Here is a 21,434-nt window from a genome sequence, read left to right as displayed (position 1 = left end):
CAGTCTGAAATGTCGAGGTTATTATCTTGTGTTTTCTGAATTTCTATTTCTGTTTTAGTAACGAAACTGTACTTGAAGCGCCTAATGCCAATAACCCAAATAGTAGAGAAGGTTCAGGTACAAACGATTTATTTAGTACTGAAAATGCTAATTCTCCAATTAGCTTATGAGTAGTAGTCGTTGGATGAATTTGATCCCAGAATAAAAACCGATCTGGAGTACAGGTGACTGGCTGCGTGGAAATATTTATCGGTATCACCGACAAATCTCCGACACAAGAGTCAATCACATTCGTGAATCCGAATTCTCCTGGATGGGCAATGGCTCTACTGAATAGGGAATTAACATCAAAAGGAATAATGTTTATATCAGGGCTTAATTGCTGGTTTAAAAAGTTAAGGTTGGCGGTCAAGCTGGAGTTGTGTGCAGATGTAAAACTGCTCAGTAAGCTGGAGATTTGACTATTGCCACCTGTGACTGGAAAATTTTCTAAGTTTGGTAAATTAACCACCATAATATCTCTAGCGCCCACGGTAGCTAGCGATTTTACTGCCGCTGATATATTTGTAACTGCCTGGGTAGGGTTAGGAATCGTACCGAAAAAGTAATTAATATAATCATTAGTACCGGCCCAGATGATGTAAAGGGCATTGGGGTTGGCAAACTGATTTGCTGCCGTAAAGCTATCGATCTGTTGTTGTAATCCAGGCAAACTAGCTAGTCCAATGTTTTGAAATCCCGTAGTTGCACCACCAAAGGCAAAGTTAGTTTTTGGATTGAAACTTAATCCTAGATCGGATGCGAGATATTCCACCCAGACTGGACCGTTGGAAAAACGTCCATTAAAGTAGGGTGGGTTTGTCGGACTAACTCCGTTTGTGGCATTGAAGACATTGCCTGTGTCAGAAAAGCTATCCCCGAAAACATAAATCTCGTTATAATTTTGTGCCGAGACTTTGAATGGAAACAAGATAGATAAAAAAATTCCTGTTGCTAAAATTTGTTTTTGCATTATTCACTTTTAAAGATGCTTTTTATCTTTATAGAGAATCTTAACAAGAAAGGAAGCTCCTGTTTTTAGCACCTTGCACTGTCGAGTCATTTTTGTTGAAGGGGTCAGAACCAAGCGCTACATTTCCCCAACGCATTACATTTGCAGAAGCAACACCCACTGCCCCAGAACCATAAACGAGAACCAGATCGTTTTCATGAATCTTGCCCAACTGTGCAGCATGATACAAATTTGCCACAGTCAGTACTGGCCCAATATTTGCATATTGAGGGTAAATGTTGATTGTACGCTTTGGGTCAATACCCAGTACGCGCGTGCAGAAGCTTGCTACCCAAGCTGTAGGTGTATTAAAAAGAAAAAAGTCTATTTGTTCAAGGGTTACACCAGCAGCAGCAACAGCACCCTCACAACATTTACGAAGAAACTCCGCAGCCGTTTGACCTAAAGCTTTCGCACCCTTGCCCATTTGCATACGGACTCGCGGATTTTTTTGCTCGTCTGTTGTGAGTTCAGCAAAGAGAACTTCACACAATGCACCGGTATGAACTGTCTTTGTGCCAAGGATACCCTGGTTAGGCTCTAATGCACCAACGACAAAAGCCCCAGCACCGTCGCTGGTAAATAACCGGAATGTATCATCGTCATCGAAAAAGCGAGAGTAGGTACAGGAAATCACTACCAGCACATTGCGATATTCTCCTGCTTTTACCAAAGCACAGGCAGTTTGAAGAGCAACCTGAGTACTTCCACAGGTTGCATCTATATTCCAGGCAGCACCCTGAAAACCTAGTTGGCGGGCAAGGAAGGCGGCATTGCCAAATCCAATTTGTTCCGGCCAAACTGAGGCAACAATCATGAGTTCAACGTCTTCAAGAGAAAGCTTTGCCGCATTCAGGGCATCTATTGCAGCCTGATACTCTAGTGTCAGGGAAGACTCGCCAGGCCCAAGCACCCATCGCTCAACAGTGCCGCGAAAGGGATCTGACAGGTAGGGCAACATCTCCCGATCGAAGTCGTTACTGGGAGTAGACTCAGTGAGGGAAAACAATTTTGTAAAGCTTTTTTGTTCACCTAAAGTGACTAGATCGGGGTATTTTTCTATGTAATAGTCATTTGTGCGTCTGATACTCGGAAGACTTAAAGCAAGTGAGCGAATACCTACTGGAGAAGAAACCATATATAATAATTAGCTTTTAATAATTTGTAGAGCCTTGTGAAATCAAACTCTGATTGCGACTCTCAGATGGTGGGATCTGGGTGTGGTCGATGATTACATCAACCACAAATGGGCCGTTTGCTGCGATCGCTTTTTCTAATGCTGCCTGAACCTCAGACTCCCTTTCAACCCGAATACCTTCTGCTCCCATCCCATGAGCAATCTTGACAAAATCTGCCTGCGGAATCGTTGCATCCGCGTCATTGAACCCTAGATACGCCATTCCCTGTTCGCATATATTGTAGCGCCCATCATTGAGTACAATCCAAACGGCAGGAACTTGATATTTTACTGCCGTGTTTACTTCGCTGTTCATCAGCATGGCACCATCTCCAACAATGGCAACAGCCTTGCCATTCCGCGCCAAAGCAGCACCCACTACGCCTGTAACAAAATGCCCCATAGAACCAAATCCGTTACCGATGCGGTAACGACTTGGTATGTTAAACCGCAGCAGATGAATTACCCAAGCAAATGAGTTACCTGACTCTGCCATTACTACTGCATCGCTTCCATCAACAATCACTTGTTGAATCACATTCATTAATATTTCTGGTCGGACTAGACCGGTCGTGCGTGGCTTGATGATATCGCGTTCAGATCGAGGCAGCGCTATTTTCCTTGAGCAACCATTACTCTCTGGGAAGTTCTTCAGCAGGTTCTTCACGAATATTTTCACGTCGGACTGGATGGCAAAAGTCTCGGTGGATGGATATGCAGTTCCTGGCACATTTGCGTCGATGTCAACATGTAAAAAGCCCTGCAAGGGAATCATCGCAGGATTCCAAAAGGAGGTAAACTCACCAAGGCGTGTTCCCAGAACCAGTATACGCCTTGGACGTTGCTCTCTCATGTACGTTAAAACCGATTCATGTCCACCGAAGCCGGTAACGCCTACAAACTGAGGACGATCTTCAGGAAAAATGCCCTTACCCCGTGGCGAACAGATTACGGCAGCCCCTGTCCTCTCGGCAAGCTGGCGAATCTCTTTTGCAGCACCCCGTGCTCCGAAGCCCACCCATATGGCAAAGGGCCCTTCAGATAATAACCGGACACATTCTGCGATTGTCTCCTCACTTGCTGTTGCCACACTATGAGATAGAGTTACTCGTGGCAATGGAGTTTTTAGCGAACTTGTCTGGATATTTGTAGGGATGCTTAGATGCGCGACGAATCCTCCTGGTTGTGCCAGTCCGAGGGCAAGCCTTCGAGAAACCTCTGTGAGTTCATCGCTACATTCGAGAGTAGTGGCGTAATGGAATATTTGCCCGGAAGTAAAAATACCTGTGCTGGGCATGGTATACGTGCTAGTTTCCTGGATAGCCCAACGTCCCCGCTGTAGTGTCGAGGTTGAAGCTGATACCAGAATCACCTTAGCCCCCTCCCAACGGGCGGCTAACAACCCTGTCAAAGCGTTAGCGATTCCTGGCCCTGTAGTAGCGAATACCACAACCGGGCGATCGCTAGCAAAGTGCGCCTCAATAGCTGCAAAAGCTGCTCCGGCTTCGTGGCGAAAGTGCAGCACCTGGATGGAACTTTGATGTAATGCAGCCCATACTGGGGCGATCGCACCTCCCGAAACACCAAAGGCATACTGCACTCCCATATTTTCCAGGATTTTTACCACTGCCTCCGCTACCGAAAAAGGTTTGGATGGCTTGCTATGAGATTGCTGTTCAGTTGAGTTTAATTTTTTATTGGTATTTGCTTTTATATCCTGAAATTTAGCATCCATACAAATAAATATCTTAGGAAAATTTTCCTCTGTGGGATAATATTATCCCACACCCAAGTAGAGCGGCGTCAATATTTGTCGTTTAAATAAGGTCGCAAGCAGCTATGCTGAAGACAATAAGTAGGAGAGTTTTACCCTACTTTATATTTATTAATATAGTTTAGTTTTTTGTACCAATCTACTTGCTTATCTTCACACAGTTTGGTCTTTTCTTGTCTACCTACTTAAACTCTGCTTTTATAAAAGAGATGTTAAAAGAGTTTAAGAGCAGTAAAAGTGGCGATGCCTGCGGCGGGCTGCGCCAACGCAGATGGGTTCACCCGTCTTTTGGTTTATGAAAACTGAACACTACCAATCAAGCTCTGGAGTATAAGAAGTGATTGAATTAAATCAGTACAAAGCTTTAACTTTCGATTGTTACGGAACCCTAATCGATTGGGAAAACGGCATCTTAGGGGCCCTAAAGCCACTTCTCCTGGCACATAACACTAATTTGGATGACGGGCAAATTCTGGAACTTTTTGCTGAATTTGAAGCAGAACTGGAAAGTGGGGATTATATCAAATATCGAGAAGTTTTGAAGAGAGTAGTCCAGAAATTTGGTGGACGATTTGGCTTTGAACCAACTGCTGATGAACTAAATTCACTTGCTGATTCGATTCAGCATTGGCTGCCTTTCGCCGATACAGTTGAGTCACTTAAAACCCTCAAGCAAAAATTTAAGCTGGTAATTATCTCAAATGTAGATGACGATCTTTTTGCTTTCTCGGCAAAGCACTTGGAAGTGGAATTTGACCAAATAATCACAGCAGAACAGGTAAAAAGCTATAAACCCTCCTTAAACAACTTCAGAGTGGCTATTCAAAGAATTGATTTACCGTTAGAGCAGATATTACACGTTGCAGCTAGTGTATATCACGATATCGTTACAGCCAAATCTCTGGGACTATCAACAGTCTGGGTAAACCGTGGAGCAGAACAAGAAGGGGTTAGCGCTAACTTCCCAGCAGTCAGTCAACCTGATTTAGAAGTACCTGATTTGAAGACTCTCGCTGCTTTAAGTTCAAAGTAATTTGCCGATCCTAATTTAATCGCGGGAGGAAAAAAGTAGCATCCAAAAACTATTCATAAGCATGGCTTACGCGCTCGTATATTACTTAAATATCAAGGTAGAAGGGATCGATAAATTTAGGGAGAAATACGATCCGCAAGTTGATTTAATCGAACCGCATATAACTCTGGTGTTTCCCCTACTGGAATCTATCGATCGAGATAGTCTTACTCTCCATATTAAAAACATCCTGAGTACATGGAAACCATTTCCTATCCATCTAAAGGGATTACAAAAATCATGGGATGAATATCTGTTTTTGATGGTTCAGGAAGGAAAGGAAGATGTGATAAAATTACATAATCAACTATATACGGGTATATTAGCTGAATATTGCAGAGAATATATACCCTTTGTTCCACATCTAACGTTAGGAGTGTTTAGTAAAAATAAAATTCAATACTCACAAGCCTTGGAAGAAGCGCAGCAGTTAGATTTAGATTATCGTTGTATAGTGGACAAATTAAATTTGTTGAAGATTAATGATGCGAACAAACAAATAGTTTGGAGCCAAGAATATATATTAATCCGCTTAGGCTAAGACTCGATCTTCCCTAACCCTGCTTTTTCAGGAAAGAATTTAGAGCAAGCCTTTTTGAAGGGGAGTTAGCGCAGTGATTTTTCAATGGGAAAAAATACGCACGGCACTGGCTCGACTTGACGCTAGACTAGGACAAACTACTACGTGCCTACGAGAAATTAAGCTTTTTAGTAATTTTTGCGTAAGTCTTAATTGAGTGATTTTATGGGATTATCGCCCGAAAATAGCAGAAAATTGCAGAGAAATAGGGAGATGCCAAAGTAAGAATCTGTTGTTAAAAAACGAAACAAGGATTGCAAGATAGATTGATTCTGTCTTACTCTGGAAAAACTACTACGCCAGTTTAAGTTCCTATTTGCGAACCACAGCACATAACTGGCTCCCCAGGATCGGCTCCCTGCGGATAAAATTGTTCAATAAAACACTTTGATAGCCTAAAACGATGAAAGCATCTGCTAATTTTGACTTTGAAGACGATAAATTCAATGCACCGCCTTCTCAAGTCCTTCCCTGGTGTCAGATGATTAATCCTCGGTATGGCACAGATGGCATACAATCCCACGGTTTGGCAATTAAGCTAGATAATGCCAATGCTGTCGGTTTTGTGCCAGATGAGAATTGGCAGCAAGTGGAGCATGAATTTAGCTCTGGAGTAGAAACAGTCTTTATCACCGCTACTCCACGCTTGGTTTTAGTGCGTCGAGGGCCATTGTCTGTCAAAGACCGGGAAAGTGGTATAAAACTGGGTACGCTCAAAGAGAATTATGATGCTTTCTTAGCCGACAAACTTAAATTTAAAACCTTTACTCGCTATCTAATTTTTATCGTGGGCGAGAATAAAAAGTTTTTGCATGAATCACCGCTACAACTAACTCTTAATGGTGCCGCCGGAGCAAGTTTTAGCAAAACCTACTGCGAATATCAACAAGGTAAAGTAGTTAGTGGATTCGTTGCTGAACTAGAAAAAGCTTATGCTGTTTATCGCAAACTACCTTTGACACCAAAAGGGCCGTTGTTCCACGCTCACGGGATTTTCTGCCCGATAATTGAGTGTGAAGAAAGAGGTATTGAACCAAATACAGTTTTGGTAGCTTCAACTGTGGACTATAAACATCCCACGGTAGGGACTTTAACGCAATACTTAATTGCTTCCGATTCTCTTGAGTCTGCAATGATTTGTAAGACTTTTGAAGAATACAAAGATTTTGGCAAGGAACCTGTGAAATCAGAAACGCCAAAATTGGCAATGGCAGGAGTTTCAAACTCTTATGTTTATGCTGATGAAGATGATTTTGCTTATCCGCCGTATTAGATAAGAGTGGGGAAGAAGCAGGGGAGCAGGGGGCAAGGGGGAGAATAATAAAATTACCTCTTTCCCCTCTGCTCCCTGCCCCTCTGCCTCTTTTCAATGCCCCATACTCTATTCTTTGAGCAGCAAATAATATAGTGAACCATTACCGCCTGTGATGCCAGCGCGATCGCCTGCTAATTTCCCAGACCCCATAAAATAATCCACCCGCCCCGGGCCTTTGATGGCGCTTCCTGTATCTTGGTCAAGCACAAAGCGGCTGACTGTACGATTCTCTAGTTTGCCACCACCAGCAGGATAGGGAAATGAATTGTAAATCAGCGCTAGCGCTCCCGGTGGCATGAGAGACTTATCTGTAGCAATGGAACGCTCTGCTGTCACTGGCACATGAATACTGCCTCTAGCTCCTGCACCACCTGTTTCTTGGAAGAAAATAAATCGTTCCCAGCGCGGCAGATAATTGTTCAACTCCTGCGGCTTTCCTCGGAAGTAACTAATCATCCGTGGCATAGTCAATCCTGACAGTGGCAGTTTGCCATCTTTCGCTAGTTCTTTGCCGATACTAGTCCAAGGGTAATCAGTTCCACCTGCATAGCCAACTGATGTTGTTTTGCCATTAGTTAATTTAATTTGGGCAGAACCTTGGATATGTACCATGTATGCGTCAAAGCGATCGCGGAACCAAAGCAGTTCTAAACCGCGCAACTTGCTCTTATTCCCTTTTAAACCATCCTTCCCTTCCAAATCAATTCGTTTTGGGTGGGGTTTCGCCCATTGGCTGAAATTAGGTGGTAGCCGATAAAGAGGATACTTGTATATTGCAGTCCTGACACGGCTAGCGGTGTAAACAGGTTCGTAGTAAGCAGTGAACTTAACAGTACCCTTGCCATCGTTGCCCACAGACTGGTATAAGACAAACTCTCGGCTAACAGCGGCTTGTAATTGGTCTGCTGATTTAGAACTGACAACCAGTTGGCGGAAACGTAGCAAACTCCGGCGGACGCGATCGAGGGTGATTTCCTTAACTGGATAATTTTGATACGCTGCGATCGCCTCACCCTTTGTTAGGTAAAGCAGACTGTTATCAATGGAAGTCAACAGCGCGTTGCGATCGCCTGCTTTGCCCCTTTGTCCCCAAATTTGGTCATCCCAACCCAAGCAACTCTGCCGGAGCGTACAATTGCTTCCTATAGTTATTGGTTTTAGCGGTGGCGTTACCTCAGGAATGGTTGGTATTGGTAGAGGCGGGAGATCGGGAGCGGTGGGTACTGGCAACGGCAGTAAATTAGGAACCTGAGCAACAGCCGACCAGAGAGGGTTTACAAGGGCAATTCCCAGACTCAAGGAAAGCAAAGCAAGGGTTTTTCTCATCATTTAGTTGAATCTTTCAACACTGGAACTAAAAATTGGTTCTACCCGGATTGCCACGATCCGAGAAGGGCGTACTACCATATATTCTCCTTGAATATTTTTGATCGGCACGCTAATAAAGTCATTAGAAGCAGACTTTGGCACAAGTTCGCCACTATACCATTTTTGAAACTCTTGAATAGTAGGAAAACGTACTTCTTCCCGGTGGCCGCTTTCCAGTAGGAGGTATACGGCATATTCATTTGCAGTTCTAGCCATAAGGTTGGATTATTTGAAAAACATCAACCTATTGTTAACCACGTAACCCCCGAATGAAAAGGGTAAGCATACGGGACACGCAAGTAGGGGAGCAGAGGCGTAGGGGGCAAGGGTGAACATCAATAAAATGCCACTTGCTTCTCCTGCGATCGTCGCTGCGCGTAGCTTGCTTCCCCGTAGGGGTACAACTGGGGCAAAAGAGGCAACATAGTGGCTCTCCAATGCCAATGACTCTTCACTCTAGACGGCTAATTTTTTAAGCAGTTCCTTAAAAAATGTAAGTTTACTTTAGAGAGTCGTGAAGTTGTACTACAATAATCCCCAAAAAACCCTAAAATTTCAGCACTATCTACCTACTTTCTTTCTCAACAAACCTTGCCAAAGCTAGTAGTTGTGCCAAGATTAATTTGAGGACTTAAGGCTTGTGACACAATGTTAGGACAGTTATTAGACGGACGTTACCAAGTCCTCCAGGTATTAGGTGGAGGTGGATTCGGTCAAACCTACATAGCCCAAGATACCCATCGCCCAGGTTTCCCAAAATGCGTTGTCAAACACCTTAAGCCCGTCATTCGTAGCCCTGAATTTCTCGAAACTGCCAGACGGTTATTTACCAGTGAGGCAGAAACACTAGAACAACTGGGTAACCATGACCAGATTCCTCGGCTCTTAGCCTATTTTGAAGATAACCAAGAGTTCTTCTTGGTGCAAGAATTCATTGAAGGACATACTCTGAAAGCGGAACTATTCCCCAATCAACCTTGGACAGAAGAGAAAGTAATTCAACTGCTCCAACAGGTATTAGGTATTCTGCAATTTATTCACAGCCACAACGTTATCCATCGAGATATCAAGCCGGACAATATAATCAGGCGGCAACAAGACGGGAAGTTAGTGCTGATTGACTTTGGCGCAGTCAAACAAGTTCAAACTCAACTACTTACAGTTCTAGGGCACACGGGGGCTACTATTATCATTGGCACCCCAGGATATATGTCTACAGAACAGGGGCAAGGTAAACCCCGCCCCAACAGCGATATTTATTCCTTGGGGATTATTGCTATTCAATCGCTGACGGGGTTACATCCTATAAATTTTGAGGAAGATCCAGATACAGGAGAAATTTCTTGGCAGCATCAAGCTAACGTTAGTTCTAAGTTGGCATCTGTACTATCTAAAATGGTGCTACACCACTTTAAACAGCGCTATCAGTCTGCGGCTGAAGTTCTACAGGTGCTTAAGCATCTGGGTACTAAAGTAGAAGCGCAATCACTTCAACCACTATCTTCTACACAACCGCCTCAAGCTTCACTTTCTCAACAAAACTCAATTGGGTATCCGCCTGCTTCTATCCTGTCACCAGAAAATTACAGTCGGCTGGAAACAATTCTTTTAGAATTTGTTGGCCCCGTTGCCTCAAGATTACTACGACAAGTTGCAGCATCAGCGCCCAACTGCGAAGAATTAATTAGTCAATTGGCTGTTCATCTTCGAGGAAATCAACAAATTGATTTTAAGAAGAAAACAATGTTTCTATTTGAGAAACCTACTTTCCTACAGGAATTTACTGTTAAATCTGAAACTAAGTCAAATCATTTACCAAGTCAAGAATCTGAAGTAATCAGCGAGAGCTTTGTACATCAGTGTGAGCGGGAGTTAGCTGTTTTTATTGGCCCAATAGCTACGTTTTTAGTCCAAAAAGCTGTTAAGTCTTCCGGGCAAGTTTCTCGTGCAGAATTTGTAAAACTGTTAGCATCACAAATTCCCGAACCTCAAAAAGCTTTGCAATTTCAGCAGCGCCTACTTTCTTGAATTTGGAATTGTTTAGCCTTGGCTATTGAGCATATCCATAGCTATTTTTAAGCTAGCTTTCATTCGATTAAATGCTTCTGCTAGCCCGCCAATTTCATCATTAGAGCTTTCTTCAAAATCAGCGCTCATATCACCAATGCTAACTTTTTGGGCTATTTTTTCTATTCTTCTGATGCGCTGAATCACATATTTTTTGATTAAGAAGTTAATTAAGAAAACTACGATCGCAAAGATCGCAATTAAAAGCCCCATGATCAATATCCAAGTCCGATGGGCATTGGCGAAAATCTCTTGAGAAGGAACAGAGACTATTTGGGCAGAAACAATCTGATTGAGTTGCCAGCCAAAACCATTTTCCGAACCATAAGTTGCCAACTGACTCTTAGGGGCCTGATCTGGTGTAGTATGACATCGCAGACATTGCTGTTGTGTAATCTTGAGTGGTTGTGCAATGTAAAATACTTCGCCTTCTGACAAGGTGCGAAAGCCGGTAATTTCTAGAGTTTTGGGTTCGTTGCGAAAACGCTCTACAAGTTGAGTTTCAAAACTATCGGCTTTATCTGCTAAATTCGTTGGATTAAGTGTTGCATCTTTATGAAAAAAGTTTTTATATTCCGGCTTTTTGCGGAAATTTTCAAAAACCTCTTTAGAAGAAAAAGTTGGTACTACTTCAGCCAGGAACGTTGGGTTAGTATCTACTTGAGGTTCCAATAGGGGAACTATACGACTTTGTGTATAGTTTCTAACTGCGTTCACCATTTGGATGAGAATCTGCGCTTGGGAAGTCACTTCATTTTGCGCCCTTCCCTGAAGTACACTGGATAAGGCAACACCACTCCCCACAATACTGACTATGAAAACTAATATTAAAAGTAAGTTAAATTTAGCACCTATTTTTAAGTTTTTTAACGTAATGTTGTTTAACATAACCTAAGCAATGAAGGTGAGATTTGAGTTTGTCTAATATTTATTTATACTTGTTAGTAACCATCTCAACAATATTTAAATAAATATTAATTTTTGGCTGAAATTTAACCTATTTAAGCAGCATTCAAACTTATCTAAATTAATTCTGAAAGCCAAGTTACTTCCTTAACCATAATTAGTGATGTCTTTGCGATTTACCCGTCGTTTATTTCTGTTTAATCTGCTAGGTTTGACATTTGCCGCCTGCCAACGATCGCGGGGGTTTGAGGGCACATTAACTATTGGTGTTATCAACTATGGTGGAGGCGAACAGATAATTAACCAATATGCTAAATTTAATAGTTACTTGGGCGAGAAGACAAATGCATATATTCAGCTAGAGCCTGCTTTTAATGAAAATAAAGCGGTTGAGCGCCTTAAGGCTCGTGCTTGGTCATTGGTATTTGCTCCACCAGGTTTAGCAGCGATCGCGATCGCACACTACCAATATGTTCCCCTGTTTCCTTTAATAGGTATTAGTAATTTGCGTTCAATCTTCGTTGTTCGCAAAGACAATCCGAGAACCGACTTGAAACAGCTACAAGGTCAAACGCTGGCTTTAGGACAGTTAGGTTCAGCAACAGGATATTATTTTCCACTTTACAATCTTTATGGTACAACACTAGCTGACATACTGTTTGCACCCACGCCCAAAGCCGCGCTGGAATTGGTCGCACAAGGAAAAGCGATCGCCTGTGCAGTTTCGGAGGCTGAATTGGCTCTCTACAGTTCACAGTTGGCCCCAACCGAATTCCGCATACTATTTAAAGACCCTCACTATGTACCATTAGGTGTGGTCTTGATTGGGCCTGATGTAGAACGTAACCGTCAAGAGTTTATCCGTAAAGTGATGAGTGATTCGCCTTCAGGTTTAGCTGAAGAAGTCGGGTATGTACCAAATGGACAAGTACCAGATTACAAATACATGATTTCTGTGGTCGATCGAGTGAGTTCTATTACTTCTCAACTGCAAAAAAAGCCTGTTCGTTTATTTTAAGGCTAGTCCCTAATTTACTGTGACAGAAGTTTATACTAATTTGAAAAAAGAATGGAACAAATAGACCATTTTTTGTAGAGACGCGATTCATCGCGTCTTTACCCAAGGATGTGTTGCAATCATTAATTGAATTGGTATTACCTAGTTTTAACAAAAACCTTAAGAGGATGTTTGAAAAGTAGTGGCTGATGTATCAAAAGCTTTAGATCCTCCTAAATCCTCCTTAAAAAGGAGGACTTTAAGAAGGTTTTTCTCCCCTATAATCTTGCTCAAAAAAACAATTTGAATCGTGCTAACTGGTTTTGAATAGTTGCTGTCAGGATTTTATTCAGTTCTGTGGTATCTTGAAATTGCAAAATTTGCTGTGTCGGTAAGTCGAAAGCAAATTGCCCTTCAAAGTCTGGGCGTTGCATTTGCGCTAATATAATCTGTTCAGACCGCTTACTTTGGATGGCATAGCCAATCTCAATACAGACATTTGGGCTGGGAATTAATTGGGAGGTTTCTTTACCATCAATACTAGCAATGGGGGTGGTGTCAGCGATAAATAACAAACTCCTACGGATTTTTCGCAGGATCGTGCGGTTAATTCGTACAGTAGCACCAGTGGGGCGAGAAGCTTCTACTAATGTTAGAGGAAGGCGCGATCGCAAGTTTAAACTGTCCAAACTTTTTCGCAGTTCTTCTCTGAGAACATTAGTCGCTGCGGCATACTCAGTTTGGTAGGATAAAAAAATCGTTGGTTCTAACTGAGCCAACAGCGCCTGCTTGGTGAAATAAATTTCATGACTAATTAAGTCAATGTTAGCGACGCAATAGCCACCACTACCTTCAATATAAAATTCAATATTTTCCCCTTCCAGATAGCGTCCAAACCAAGTTGATTTCTTAACTTCGTCGCTTTCTTCCAAAAAGTCTGCTCGCAATGCCGATCTCAGCAGGCTTTTTTTGCTTAAGCGAATGTCTGGCGGACGTTTTTCCAGTTCTGGAATCGGCTCGTAATCCTGTAGATACCACGCTCTGAGCGCAATAATTGACATAAGACGCTATTTCAAATGTTTCTCGCTATTCAACCTCGTATAATCTTACACCCAGAAGAGTTTTTATTTCAGACTTCTCTCTAAACACAACAACACCCAAACTTCTACTCGCTGAACTATCTCCTCTCCTTGTTTATCCTAGCCAGGGATGTACAAACTTTCATTGCTTCTGTAAACAAGTAATGAAAATCAGTTACAGTGCCCCCTAATCTTCCATATTTGAGGAAATAGCAGTTTTCACGTTGGGTGTTGTTGTCTTTTCACGAGACAGATGTAAGTTAAACAGCGTCTTTTACCTCTTACTACATTCCAACTCAAATGCAGCTCTTATATCTGCCAGGGAAGCCTATTTAGTAGCTTCAGTTATTAAATTATCACTTCTGAATGAAAGGATTTTTTTTTGCAATTAAACTTTACTTTTGAAGTATTTTTAAACTAAATCAATATACTGGTCGCTCTCGATAGCTTCTAATTTTTTATTTAATCTATTGTTAAAATTTTATCATCAACCTTTTGGATGAATTGAGTAATTGCTAAGTTAGATTTAAGTTTTGAAACTAACATTTTGTAATATTCTAAAATCTTGCTTCCAGTGGTTGATTTGGGCATTGTTCATTTGTTTTTCTCCCCCTGCTCCCCCTACTCCTTTAACTTTAGTTAACTATTTTCTCTGGAGACTTGATGGGAATCTCAATCCAGAACTCTGTACCTTTGCCAGGTTCTGAAATGCACTCCATTATTCCACTATGTTTTTCGACAATAATTTGATAGCTGATTGCCAGTCCCAGCCCTGTACCTTTCCCAACAGGTTTGGTAGTGTAAAACGGGTCAAAAATTCGCTTTTTCACCTCTTCAGGCATTCCGGGCCCATTGTCACTAATACGAATCAACAGATAAGAGTTGTCTGCTGAGGCTTTAGTGGAAATGTGGATAGTGGGTATTAGTCCTGCATTATTCTTCTTGTCCCTCTTATCCCCAGTTCCCATTTCCCAGCCCTCAGCCTGCATTAGCAGGGCATCTATGGCATTGCTGAAAATATTCATAAATACCTGATTCATTTGGCCGGCATAGCATTCCACCTCTGGTATGTTGCCATAGTCTTTGATTACCTCAATGCGTGGAAATTCAGCATTTCCTTTGAGCCGATGTTGCAAAATTAATAAGGTGTTGTCAATGCCTTCATGCAGGTCAACGCGCTTGTTTTCAGCCTCATCCAAGCGAGAAAAATTGCGTAATGACAGCACTATTGAGCGGATGCGATCGGTTCCTACTTGCATTGAGGTCATAATTTTTGGGAGGTCTTCTACCAAAAATTCAAAATCGACCGCTTCGATCGCGGCCTTAATTTCACTATGAGGGTGGGGATAGTGTAGCTGGTAGAGACGTAAAATTTCTAGCAATTGTTCGGTATAGTCACTGGCGTGGCACAGGTTACCGTAGATAAAGTTAACGGGGTTGTTGATTTCGTGGGCGACACCCGCCACCAACTGTCCTAACCCGGACATTTTTTCGGTGTGAATCAATCTTGTCTGTGTTTCTTGGAGTTGATGTAGGGTATGCTCTAACTGTGCAGCTTGATTTCTGGCTTCAATTTCGGCATCACAGGTTTGTTCGTAGAGTTGTGCTTGTTGAATGGCGATCGCAGCTTGATCTCCTAGCTGTTGCAATAAATCAATTTCTGCATTCTGCCAATTTCTGGGAGCCTCACACTCATGGGCAATTAGTAACCCCCATAGCTCCATACCTATATTAATCGGAACTATTAAATTTGCTTGCACTTGCAGACTCTGCAAATACTCTCGATGACAATCACTTAAAGAAGCTGTTGAAACGTTGTTAATTGCCCGGACTCTGCCCTGACAGTATAGACGGGTATGCTCATCAGGAAAGCATTCCTCTGGTGCATTCACTCCCAAAACTGACTGCCAATTACCATTAATCTCTTCCACAATCACCGATTTACTCTTCAGTTGGAAAATCAGCACTCGGTCTGAATTTAGCAGAGGACGGACTTCCCGAACGATAGTTTGCAGGGTTGTCTGCAATTCCAACGTGCGGCGAATCTGTTCTGTAACTTGCTTGAGTATTTTGGTAAACAGTAATGATTTTTCGAGTTCAGCAGTTTGCTCTTGCACCCGCAATTCTAGGTTGGCATTCAGGGTTTGTACCTGTTTATACATTTGCTGCTGCTGAATTGCCATTGAGAAATGCTCGTATAAGGCTTGCGCCAATAATATATCTTCCGGCTTCCACTCAGGTGCTTGCCCCTTTTTTTGCTCTTGCCAAACCTCAAAGGAAAGTTGGGGTAACAGTTGTCGCCGATTTTGTTCGCATCGTCCTGCCCACAAGATTTCCGTTTCAAATTCAGAGCGAAAAATACTTAATACACCAATAAATTTTTCGCGATAATGCAGGGGAATCACCATCAGTCCGCGAATTTGAGTCGAACGGAATGCTAAAGCCAAAACTCGCAAATGTGGTTCTTTATAGAGGTCAGCAGTTGCCCAAATATTACCTTGTTTACACTCAGCCATCCAGTTTTGCCACATGGGATGCTGTTCGATAATATTGTTATCTAACTCATAGGGAAGTGTTGGTTGTTCGCCCCAGGTGTATAGTTCCCGACTCTGTTCAATGTAAAGCCTGCCACCTACTCCATTCAAGGCACTAATAACTTCTTCTACCGCTCCTTGTAATTGGATTGTCGGTAGTTTATGCAGTAATGTGGTGACTCGATTTATGGTAGCTTCTCGCTCTTGCTTGATGCCGGCTGTGGTGAGGAGATTACTTTGAGCGATCGCGATCGCTACCTGGTCAGCAACTTGCTGCAATAGTTTTAGTTCCCGCTTCAAAATTTTTCGCGGTTTCGTGTGGTGAGCTACCAACAATCCCCATAATTTCGGCTTTGCCGATTGTTCTTGTAGGTCGGAATGTAAAATTGGCAGTACTAAGGAAGACTGCACGCCCATTGCCTTTAGATATTGAATATGGCACGGGTCTACTTGCCGATAGTAGATATTAGTTTGTAGACGTTTGCCAGTTTCTTTTGACTGTAGAGGCGATAGCCCAATTTTGCCGTTTGCCACATCCACAATCGAACGTTGCTGCGCTAACAGAAACATCTCTCTAGCTTCTTGTGGAATATCATGAACTGGGAAGCGTAACCCCAACAAGGATGGCAGAGTTTGCTGATGAATAGATTCAGCAATGACTTCACCACTACCATCAGCATCAAAGCGATACACCTTTACCCGATCTGCACCCAAAAATAAACGCACTTGGTTAACGGTAGTCGTTAATATCTCTTGGAGGTCGAGCGATCGCCTGATCTGTTTTATCATCCGGTGCAGTAAAGTTTCTTGGTCTAAGCTTTGCTGCAACTCGTTTGGTTTATCGGTAAATGTCATTTCCTCTATACACCATGACTGAAGTATATTTTTTTTATAATTGTCACCGAGCGGAGTTCTCAACTTACAATGCTTTGATTTTTATCCTATTTCCAGAAATCTTTGCTAGAAATGCATTGCTAGGGGCATACATTTTTTGCGAAATATTTTTGGAAATGGATCGGAGGATATTTGGCAAATATTCCAATATTTTGCTTAATCTCCGTAGCCCTTCTAAAGCTGATTTAGAGAGATATCAAACCGCTTGGCATATCATTAAAGACTTGCCAAACATCCTGTCAAGCCTAAAGTTAATATAAATGTAATTGTTGACACTTCTTAATTTTATATTCTCACTCAGTAAAATATTTGAGTAAATTTACTTACAAAACCAACTCTTAATAATTGCCTTAACTTAAAAATATTTTTTACCATTTTTGCCCATTAATTCAATTAATTAACATTTTTTCAAAGAAATAACTAAATTATTGGCAACTTTTTCAAAAAGTTTTGACTGGGGAATTTTACTATTCCCCGTTTAATTGCTGATTTTATGTTGAATGTAACTATTTTGATTAAATTATTCGTAAATTACTGTTAAAGATAGTAATTTACGGATTTCTTCACGCACACTCATGAGAGTTTTACCGAGATGATTTTGACCGCATTTATTAGCGCCACAGCCCCAAAAAGAATCGGTTGGGGAGTTTTCAACCAAAATTTCATCGCCTGTCCTCAGCAGAACTTCTCTAATATCAGTATGGGTGAGAAACTTTTTGAGTACAGCTTCTCGCATAATTTCAGTCTTAACCAAATCCCAGTCTCGACGGAGTTGGCGAGTGCCGCATCTTCCTAAAGCGGCAGCTTCTTCTGGGGTGGCGGCGGCATGGATGAGGGGTATAATTGCCGCATCTGTACTGCTTACAAACTTTTGCGCTTGATAATAATGCTCAACGGTTGGCCAGTAAGTATCCTGAATGTGGATTCCGTGGGGAGAGAAGTTAGAAAAACAGCCATAAGGCTGCCAAACCTTATAAAAGTAAATGGTCATTTGAAAATTGCTCTTTTATATATTCAATTTCAGGGTAGCTGAAAGATCGCACTCGTAACCCAAAATCGAGCTTATCAAACAGATTTTCTCTCGGTTCATATCACTAAGGATTCTTCCCAACGACTTAATAAAGATTCTCAAACTTCTACCGAGCGATCGCTCAACGAAGAAGCAGGGGGAAGGGGGCAGGGAGCAGGGGGAGAAAGGGTTTTCAGGTTTTTGCACAGATGCGGAAATTATAACTAATCAACCGGACATGATATGAGTCCCCCACTTCTACTAAGTGGTTCTCGAATTGATTGGGTCGAATCCCCATTCTTTTCCATCCCCCCTGCTCCCTGCTCCCTTGCCTCTTCTTCAATTCTGTAACTTCATTGGTAAGGTGAGAGTAAATGCTATTTGACCAAAAGATGTTGAGTCAAGGGTAAGGTCGCCATGATGGGCCCTGGCAATTTCACGGGCTAGGCCCAGTCCCAGCCCGATGCCTTCTATCTTGCGAGTTCGAGCCGGATCGCCGCGATAAAAGCGGTCAAAAATGCGATCGCGTTCGCTTAGAGGAATATCTTTGGATGCATTGGCAATAGTGACGTGGAGAGTTGTTTGAGTTTGATGAGTGCGAACCTGTATCCAACCCTCAGCGAGATTGTATTTGATGGCATTACTGAACAGGTTTTGCAAAACTTGAATTAGAAGATCGCGATCGCCTTGTAAACGTAGCCCATCAATAAACTCAGTTTGCACAGTCAAATGGGGAGCTAGCATTTCCACATCTTCTAACATCTCCATCAGCAACTCAGACATATCCACCTCAACCAAATACAAACTCATTTTTCCTGCATCTGCTAGAGATAGCAGCAAGAGTTTTCGCATAATTCCACTCAGGCGGCGCACCTCATCTAACAGATTGCTTAAGCGCTGTTGCACTTCACTTCCAGGATCGACCTGTTGCAGGGTTCGTTCCAGTTCGCCTTGTAAAATAGTCAGTGGAGTTTTTAGTTCATGAGCCGCGTCACCACTAAAGCGGGAAGCCTGGGTAAAACTGCGTTCCAAGCGTTCCAGCATTTGGTTAAACACCTGAATCAGTTCGACAAATTCAATATCAGTTGTCCCAATGGGAATCCGTTGATCTAGTCCTTTGACAGTCACCTGTTGAATGACGCTCGTTAATTGCCCAATGGGACGCAAAGCACTACCAGAAACTAACCAGGCTCCGATCGCAACCAGCAGTAGCGCTCCTGGAATTGAAACTAGGAAGATATTGCGAATGCTAGCCATCTCTCGATCGACGGCTTGCAGATTAACGGCAATGGCAACCTGAACATTGGGAAATTTAGCTGCCCCAATCCGCCAAGCTGCTATTTTTGTCTGCTCAGTCACAAATTGAGTTGGGCGGGGACGAAGAAAGGGCGGTGGCTGAACGGATGGGTTTGTATTGGAGGGTGGCGGTGGTTCTCTCTTCGGAGGCGGTGGCAGAGGTGACAACTGAAGACGGCTAACCAGCAGACGATTCACTTCAACGTCGGCAGGTAGGGTGTTGGATTGATAAAGTATATTGTTGTTTGCATCAAGCACCAGTAAGGCAATGGGGGTTTTTGTATTGGTGCCGAAGGCATAGGATAATGAGTCTTCGTAAAACTGCCATCGCGAGCGATCGGGTGAGAGTCCGCTTCTTTTGCTCAGAAATTCCGGAGGTTCCCCCCGTGGTGGCAAGTTCGGAGTTGCCCGCATCAAGTGATTTAACAGTTCTGCATCAAGACGGCTAATCTTAGCATTGTAAATCTGAAACCAGGAGACTGCACCAAACCCTACTAATGTGGTTCCAGCTAGAGCCGCAGATAACAGGGCAATTCGGAGACGAAACGAAGAGAGTTTCATGAGCTAGACTCTGGTTTGCGAAACCGATATCCAACCCCTCGAATGCTTTCAATCCAGACTGTTTCATCAATCGGGTCAATCTTTTTACGAATTCGCTGGATACAAACATCTACAACGTTGGTGTTGGGGTTAAAGTCGTAGCCCCAAACGTGTTCCAGAATTTGGGTACGGGTGAAAACTCTTCCAGGAGAGCGCATGAGATACTCCAGAAGATTAAACTCCCGACTAGTGAGTTCTATCGCCTGGCGATCGCAAGTGACTTCTCTGGTGATGCGATCGAGTTTGATGGGGCCAACACAAAGCAGATTTTGGCGATCGCTCACACTCCGGCGAACAACGGCATGAATTCGAGCCGCTAACTCTTCCACAAAAAACGGTTTAGCTATATAATCATCGGCTCCCAAATTTAGCCCTTCTAAGCGATCGTCTAGTTCATTCCGAGCCGTCAATAAAATGACTGGAGCATTCCTACCTTGCCGCCGCAAGAGTTTCAGAATCGATAATCCATCCTTTCCCGGCACCATAATGTCGAGTACGAGAACATCATATTCATTTTCTAATGCCCGCAGATATCCTTCATCACCGTTATCGCAGTAGTCTACAACAAATCCCTGCTCCTTCAGTCCAGCCCGGACAAAGTTAGCAATTTTCGCTTCATCTTCGACAAACAAAACGTTCACAAGCATTTATTAGTTCATATATTGCTCCATTCTAGATTCATTACCTTTTTGCTTAAATTACAAAACTGTAATTTAGACAATAGGTGGACTGTAATTTTGAGGTGGCTTAATCAGAAATATGAACACCCCACCTTTTGAAGGTTGATTTACATGAATATTCGTCGAGTGTTAGCCGTAGCAGCAATTCCTTTTTTGATTGGTACATTCGGTTTTGTTACACCCAATCAGGCAAATGCGGCTAATCCATCTAATCGGAACGCACAGATTTCACAACAGTCTCAAAGACCACAAATATCCGAGCGAAAACCCCAGGTTAGACATTCCAAACCCCGTCAAAATAATCAAAAGCGTCCTCCCCAACATCCCCAAAATCAGAATCAGGGCGCAGAACAAAATCGCCTAGAACGCAATAACCGTTAATTACAGCCCCCTGGCATTTTGCCTCGTTGTAAGTTTGCGATCGCAACATTCTTTCCTCAAATTACAAAATTGTAATTTCCAAGCAGGGCAAACTGTAATTTTGGTTCGGTTGAATTAGAAATGTAAACGATCTATCTTTTGGAGAACGATCATGAATATTCGTCGATTACTAGTTGTAACAGCGATTCCTGTTCTGGTTGGCACATTTGGTTTTATTTCGCTCAATCAGGCAAATGCGGCTAATAAATTTTCTCAAATTGCACAGGCGGAACTACCACCCAACCAACCACCGGATGGGCAACGCCGTCCACCTCGTCCTGATTTTGCAGCCGCAGCGTCAAAATTAGGAGTTACAGAAGCACAGTTAAAGAATGCGTTGGGAGTTCCTGCCAATCCTCCCAATCCTCCCAATCCAGGCGATCGCAATCAGCGTCCACCCAGACCTGATTTTAAAGCGGCGGCGGCAAAATTAGGAGTTACAGAAGCACAGTTAAAGAATGCGTTGGGAGTTCCTGCCAATCCTCCCAATCCAGGCGATCGCAATCAGCGCCCACCTCGCCCTGATTTTAAAGCGGCGGCGGCAAAATTAGGAGTTACAGAAGCACAGTTAAAGAATGCGTTGGGAGTTCCTGCCAATCCTCCCAATCCAGGCGA

Annotated in this window: 18 protein-coding genes; 7 read left to right on the top strand and 11 right to left on the bottom strand. The window is 42.8% G+C overall.

The annotated features are described in order from the left end of the window. Window positions 1-43: 43 nt before the first annotated feature. Genes V7L01_RS04205 through V7L01_RS04195 form a run of 3 tightly spaced genes read right to left on the bottom strand, consistent with a single transcriptional unit; the run spans window position 44 to window position 3,963 of the window. The gene (locus tag V7L01_RS04205) at window positions 44-1,012 is read right to left on the bottom strand and encodes an SGNH/GDSL hydrolase family protein (protein WP_335032223.1); all 969 of its coding nucleotides are present in this window, start codon (window positions 1,010-1,012) and stop codon (window positions 44-46) included. 40 nt (window positions 1,013-1,052) lie between these two features. Beyond that, the gene (locus V7L01_RS04200; protein WP_335032221.1) at window positions 1,053-2,189 is read right to left on the bottom strand and encodes a 3-oxoacyl-ACP synthase III family protein; all 1,137 of its coding nucleotides are present in this window, start codon (window positions 2,187-2,189) and stop codon (window positions 1,053-1,055) included. A gap of 16 nt (window positions 2,190-2,205) precedes the next feature. Next, window positions 2,206-3,963, bottom strand: a complete 1,758-nt coding sequence (locus tag V7L01_RS04195; RefSeq protein ID WP_335032219.1) for a ScyA-related TPP-binding enzyme — start codon at window positions 3,961-3,963, stop codon at window positions 2,206-2,208. 376 nt (window positions 3,964-4,339) lie between these two features. On the opposite strand from V7L01_RS04195, the gene V7L01_RS04190 reads away from it, so the two are divergent. From V7L01_RS04190 to V7L01_RS04180, 3 genes are all read left to right on the top strand, one after another. Beyond that, on the top strand, window positions 4,340-5,035 hold the full coding sequence (locus V7L01_RS04190) for a haloacid dehalogenase type II (protein ID WP_335032217.1): 696 nt from the start codon (window positions 4,340-4,342) through the stop codon (window positions 5,033-5,035). Window positions 5,036-5,096: 61 nt separating this feature from the next. Next, window positions 5,097-5,615: a 2'-5' RNA ligase family protein gene (locus V7L01_RS04185; RefSeq protein WP_335032215.1), complete on the top strand. Its 519-nt coding sequence runs from the start codon at window positions 5,097-5,099 to the stop codon at window positions 5,613-5,615. 442 nt (window positions 5,616-6,057) lie between these two features. Beyond that, on the top strand, window positions 6,058-6,927 hold the full coding sequence (locus V7L01_RS04180) for a DUF5895 domain-containing protein (protein WP_335032213.1): 870 nt from the start codon (window positions 6,058-6,060) through the stop codon (window positions 6,925-6,927). A 108-nt stretch (window positions 6,928-7,035) separates the two neighbouring features. Here the strand turns inward: V7L01_RS04180 and mltA are convergent, their stop codons facing one another. Continuing rightward, window positions 7,036-8,295 carry a murein transglycosylase A gene (mltA, locus tag V7L01_RS04175; RefSeq protein ID WP_335033146.1) on the bottom strand — a complete coding sequence of 420 codons (1,260 nt, stop codon included), beginning with the start codon at window positions 8,293-8,295 and terminating at the stop codon, window positions 7,036-7,038. A 3-nt stretch (window positions 8,296-8,298) separates the two neighbouring features. Beyond that, complete coding sequence (locus V7L01_RS04170; protein ID WP_190728057.1) at window positions 8,299-8,553, bottom strand: hypothetical protein; 255 nt, start codon at window positions 8,551-8,553, stop codon at window positions 8,299-8,301. Window positions 8,554-8,985: 432 nt separating this feature from the next. Between V7L01_RS04170 and V7L01_RS04165 the strand changes: the two genes are divergently transcribed. After that, entirely contained in the window at window positions 8,986-10,365 is a 1,380-nt protein-coding gene (locus tag V7L01_RS04165; RefSeq protein WP_335032211.1) for a serine/threonine-protein kinase, read from the top strand. A gap of 12 nt (window positions 10,366-10,377) precedes the next feature. Here the strand turns inward: V7L01_RS04165 and V7L01_RS04160 are convergent, their stop codons facing one another. After that, entirely contained in the window at window positions 10,378-11,292 is a 915-nt protein-coding gene (locus V7L01_RS04160) for a Tll0287-like domain-containing protein (protein ID WP_335032209.1), read from the bottom strand. 181 nt (window positions 11,293-11,473) lie between these two features. Between V7L01_RS04160 and V7L01_RS04155 the strand changes: the two genes are divergently transcribed. Continuing rightward, window positions 11,474-12,328, top strand: a complete 855-nt coding sequence (locus V7L01_RS04155; RefSeq protein ID WP_335032207.1) for a phosphate/phosphite/phosphonate ABC transporter substrate-binding protein — start codon at window positions 11,474-11,476, stop codon at window positions 12,326-12,328. Window positions 12,329-12,597: 269 nt separating this feature from the next. On the opposite strand, the gene V7L01_RS04150 is transcribed toward V7L01_RS04155, so the two are convergent. The 5 genes from V7L01_RS04150 to V7L01_RS04130 form a co-directional block, all read right to left on the bottom strand. Then, on the bottom strand, window positions 12,598-13,368 hold the full coding sequence (locus tag V7L01_RS04150; RefSeq protein WP_335032205.1) for a hypothetical protein: 771 nt from the start codon (window positions 13,366-13,368) through the stop codon (window positions 12,598-12,600). A 653-nt stretch (window positions 13,369-14,021) separates the two neighbouring features. Beyond that, entirely contained in the window at window positions 14,022-16,775 is a 2,754-nt protein-coding gene (locus V7L01_RS04145; protein ID WP_335032203.1) for a GAF domain-containing sensor histidine kinase, read from the bottom strand. Between the two features lie 559 nt (window positions 16,776-17,334). Next, window positions 17,335-17,805 (bottom strand): N-glycosidase, encoded by a 471-nt coding sequence (locus V7L01_RS04140; RefSeq protein WP_335032201.1) that lies wholly within the window; start codon window positions 17,803-17,805, stop codon window positions 17,335-17,337. A gap of 357 nt (window positions 17,806-18,162) precedes the next feature. Then, entirely contained in the window at window positions 18,163-19,680 is a 1,518-nt protein-coding gene (locus V7L01_RS04135) for an ATP-binding protein (protein WP_335032200.1), read from the bottom strand. After that, a complete protein-coding gene (locus tag V7L01_RS04130; protein ID WP_335033144.1) occupies window positions 19,677-20,360 on the bottom strand; it encodes a response regulator transcription factor in 684 nt (227 codons plus the stop codon). Before V7L01_RS04130 ends, V7L01_RS04135 begins: the two co-directional genes overlap by 4 nt. A gap of 150 nt (window positions 20,361-20,510) precedes the next feature. Between V7L01_RS04130 and V7L01_RS04125 the strand changes: the two genes are divergently transcribed. Both V7L01_RS04125 and V7L01_RS04120 read left to right on the top strand, forming a co-directional pair. Further along, entirely contained in the window at window positions 20,511-20,780 is a 270-nt protein-coding gene (locus V7L01_RS04125) for a hypothetical protein (RefSeq protein WP_335032198.1), read from the top strand. 151 nt (window positions 20,781-20,931) lie between these two features. Next, window positions 20,932-21,434: hypothetical protein (locus tag V7L01_RS04120; RefSeq protein WP_335032195.1), on the top strand; the 503-nt coding region annotated here is incomplete at its 3' end.

This window comes from Nostoc sp., assembly GCF_036917095.1.
Classification (GTDB): domain Bacteria; phylum Cyanobacteriota; class Cyanobacteriia; order Cyanobacteriales; family Nostocaceae; genus Nostoc.
The sequence above is the reverse complement of the archived record's forward strand: the minus strand, read 5'-3'. Positions and strand labels throughout refer to the sequence as shown.